The organism is Stenotrophomonas sp. 05L44_2, from assembly GCF_056665995.1.
Window position 1 is genome coordinate 1 of the sequence record NZ_JBFTNR010000475.1, and the last position, 3375, is coordinate 3375.

Sequence of the window (3375 nt, forward strand, 5' to 3'; positions counted from 1 at the left end):
GTGCAGGGCCTTGAACACAGCGGCGTGGCTGCGCTTGGCCACGCCCACTTCGTCGGCGGCGTAGTAGGCCAGTGCCCAGGCATCCCAGGCACCGCCGAAGGCGGCCGGGACCGGGGTGAAGCGCACGTCGGCCGGCAGCTTGGCGGCCCAGGCGGCCAGCTGCGGTTCGAAATGGGCGCAGTGCGGGCAGGTGTAGCCGAACACCTCGACCACCTCGATCTTGCCGGCCAGCGGCTGGAACGGGCCAGGCTGGGCGATGCGCTCGTAGTCTTTGCCTTCGACCAGCGGGGCGTTGGCGGGGGTGGCGGCGCAGGCCGCCAACGGCAGCAGCACCAGCAGGGACAGCAGAAGGCGGGGAATCAACCTCATCGACACGCATCTCCGTTGAAAATGACAACGCCGGCGCAGCCGCCGGCGTGAAGGAAACATACCGCAGCGACGGGCCGTCGTGGCGACCGGCGCCGACCAGTGGCGGTCAGGGGGCGGCAGCCGGTCGCGTCGAAGCGCCTTCGGCGGCGAGATCGTCGGCCTTGTTGTGCAGGCCCTGCAGGTAGCTGGAAAGGGCCTGCACCTCCTGCTCGGTCAGCTTCTGCGCCACCGTGGCCATGATCTGGAAGTGCGCCTTGTCGGTCTCGTTGGTCTGTCCGGCCTGGTACTCCTGCAGGCGCCGGGCGACATAGCTGGCGTGCTGGCCGCCGATGTGCGGGTAGGCCGGGCCGGGGTTGCCGGCGCCGCTGGGGCCGTGACAGGCCATGCAGGCCGGCAGCCCGCGCTGGGCATCGCCGCCGCGGTAAAGCTGCTGGCCGATCTGGTAGAACTTCATGCCCTTGTACGGGCCCTCGGCCACCGGCGTGTCGTCGGCGATGCCGGCGYTGGCCTTCTGCGTGGCGAAGAACGCGCCGATGTCGCGCATGTCCTGCGGGGTGAGGTYCTGCACGAASGGCACCATCGCCACGGCGGCGCCGGAACTGCGCTGGCCATTGGCGATCAGGGCCATCTGCTGGGCGACGTAGCGCTCGCTCTGGCCGGCGATGCTGGGATACATCTCCACCGTGGAATTGCCATCGGCACCATGGCAGGCGGCACACGCGGTGGCCTTGGTCTGGCCGGCCTTGGCGTCGCCCCAGGTGGTCTTGCTGAAATCCACCTCGAGCGAGGCGGTCTTGATCGGGCCGTTGTCGGGCAGCGGGGTCAGCGTGGTCTGCGCAAAGGCAGCAGCGGCAACAACGGCAGTAGCAAGGGCGGATACGGCAAGAACGCGAGCGTGGCGCATGCTGAAGCTCCGTATGGACCGGCCGGGCGGCGGCGGCCGGCATCGCCCGGATTATCAACGCCGTTTCCTTGCACGGTCAACGCAGCAGTGCAGCATTTTCCCGCTGGAAGGCCCCGGGCCGGGCGCGCGGCGCCGCAACATGCGATCCTATGCGCATGTCATTGCTCATCGAACGCGCCCAATACCACCTCTCTGCCCACAACATGGGGCAGCTGCCGCCCGATGAAGGTTCTGAAGTGGCCTTTGCAGGTCGCTCCAACGCCGGCAAGTCCAGCGCGCTCAATGCGCTGACCCGCCAGAACAGCCTGGCTCGGGTCTCCAAGACGCCTGGCCGGACCCAGCAGCTGGTGTTCTTCCAGGTTACCCCGGACGCCCATCTGGTCGATCTGCCCGGTTACGGCTACGCCAAGGTGCCGCTGGACCTGCAGGCGCACTGGCAGGCCTTCATCGACCGCTACTTCCGCACCCGCGAGGCCTTGAAGGGGCTGGTGGTGGTGATGGACATCCGTCATCCGCTGAAGGACTACGACCGGCAGATGCTGGCCTACGCCGTGCAGCGTGGCCTGCCGGCGCATGCGCTGCTGACCAAGGCCGACAAGCTCAGCCGCAGCCAGCAGATGCAGACCCTGCAGAAGGTACGCAAGGAACTGCATTCGTCGTTCGGCGATACGGTGAGTGTGCAGGTGTTCTCCGGCTCGGCCCGTACCGGCGTGGATGAAGCCCGCGGCATCATCGGCGGCTGGCTGGGGCTGGAATAAGGCGCTCCGCTGCGCTCGCCGGGCATGGCCCGGCGCTACCCTGATGTTTTCCGTCACCGCGATGCGGTAGCGCCGGGCCATGCCCGGCGGCACATCATTTCAGTGGCGAATATTCCGCCGGTACCCATGCATAGGCCTTGCCTTCGCTGCGCACGTGCCCCAGGCCGGGGAAGGGCAGGTGCGCGCCAGCAACCCACCAGCCCTTGGCGGTGGCTTCCTGCAACAGGCTGCGACGGCTGGCCGTAGCCGCCTTGCGATCCGAATCGGCCTCGAATGCCGCTTCCGGGTGTGCGAACTGCACCGCATGGAAATGCAGCACATCGCCCCACACCAGCAGTGACTGGCCCTGGCTGTCGAATCGGTAGGACACATGCCCCGGCGTGTGGCCGTGGGTATCCATCGCCACCGCCTGCCCCGGCAGGGCGTCGCCAGGCTGGAAGGTGTGCAGGCGACCGGCGGCCTGGTACGGCGCGATCGCGTTGCGTGCCAGCGCGAAGGCAAAGCGCACGCCCTGCGGTGCCGTGGCTTCGCTGGCCGGGTCGAGCCAGTAGCGGGCATCGGCCTTGGACAGCCACACCGTCGCATTCGGATAGGCCGGCTTGCCCTGTGCATCGAGGATCCCGCACAGATGATCGGGATGGGCATGGGTCAGCAGCACTTCATCGATCTCGGCCGGGTCTACGCCGGCCGCACGCAGGTTGCCCAGCACCTGGCCCTGGTCAGGGCCGAAGCACTGCGCGGTGCCGGCATCGACCAGGGTCAGGTGCTTGCCCTGGCGCACCAGGAAGGCGTTGATCGCGGTCTGCAGGCCCTTCTTGTCTTCGGGCACATAGCGGCCTTCGAGCAGGCGGCTGACCAGCGTTGGCGGCACGTCGACCACTTCCTGCCGGCCGAGCGCAACCACGCCGTCGAACAGGGCCGTGACCTGCAGCGCACCGATGCGCTGGTGATGCACGCCCGGCACCTGCTGGGTGGGGGCGGGCGAGGTGGCCTCGGCCAGCGCGGCCAGCGGCAGGGAGGACAGGGCCAGCAGGAGGGCGGCGTGCAATGGCAGATGACGCAGGGTCATGGCGGTTCTTCTCGGTGAGTGATGGGCAGGCCCGTTGCGCACAGCGTGCCGTGTTGCGCGTGCGTGCGGCGCTCAAAGCACTGCGCGGAATGCTCAATGGGGGTTATCGGCAGGGCTGTGCCCTGCACCCGCAGAGGCAACAGCAACGGCAACGGCAACGGCCGAAGCAACAGCAGAAGCTGGTTTCCTGTGGGATGGCGGGGTGGGTCCGGTTGCGGGGGACGCTGCAAGTACGTCCATGTAAGCTCGGTCGCCGCATCCATGCGGCTCACGCC

General features: G+C 68.2%; 4 protein-coding genes and 1 pseudogene. 1 reads left to right on the plus strand and 4 read right to left on the minus strand.

All coding sequences use genetic code 11. The features are described 5' to 3' along the window. Together AC1VAN_RS15900 and AC1VAN_RS15905 are read right to left on the minus strand one after the other, a co-directional pair. Positions 1-369: thiol:disulfide interchange protein DsbA/DsbL (locus AC1VAN_RS15900; RefSeq protein ID WP_480986166.1), on the minus strand; the 369-nt coding region annotated here is incomplete at its 3' end. A 106-nt stretch (positions 370-475) separates the two neighbouring features. Continuing rightward, positions 476-1273, minus strand: a complete 798-nt coding sequence (locus AC1VAN_RS15905) for a c-type cytochrome (protein WP_480986167.1) — start codon at positions 1271-1273, stop codon at positions 476-478. 155 nt (positions 1274-1428) lie between these two features. Here AC1VAN_RS15905 and yihA point away from each other — a divergent pair, with 155 nt between their 5' ends. Continuing rightward, complete coding sequence (gene yihA, locus AC1VAN_RS15910) at positions 1429-2031, plus strand: ribosome biogenesis GTP-binding protein YihA/YsxC (RefSeq protein WP_025878662.1); 603 nt, start codon at positions 1429-1431, stop codon at positions 2029-2031. A 94-nt stretch (positions 2032-2125) separates the two neighbouring features. On the opposite strand, the gene AC1VAN_RS15915 is transcribed toward yihA, so the two are convergent. Continuing rightward, entirely contained in the window at positions 2126-3100 is a 975-nt protein-coding gene (locus AC1VAN_RS15915; RefSeq protein WP_442251457.1) for an MBL fold metallo-hydrolase, read from the minus strand. Beyond that, positions 3097-3375: pseudogene (locus AC1VAN_RS15920) on the minus strand (hypothetical protein); the annotation flags it as partial. The pseudogene AC1VAN_RS15920 and the gene AC1VAN_RS15915, both read right to left, overlap by 4 nt.

Excerpts from the sequence above, each read along its gene's own strand:
- yihA (WP_025878662.1), top strand. The coding sequence starts at position 1,429 with ATGTCATTGCTCATCGAACGCGCCCAATACCACCTCTCTGCCCACAAC.
- AC1VAN_RS15915 (WP_442251457.1), bottom strand. The coding sequence starts at position 3,100 with ATGACCCTGCGTCATCTGCCATTGCACGCCGCCCTCCTGCTGGCCCTG.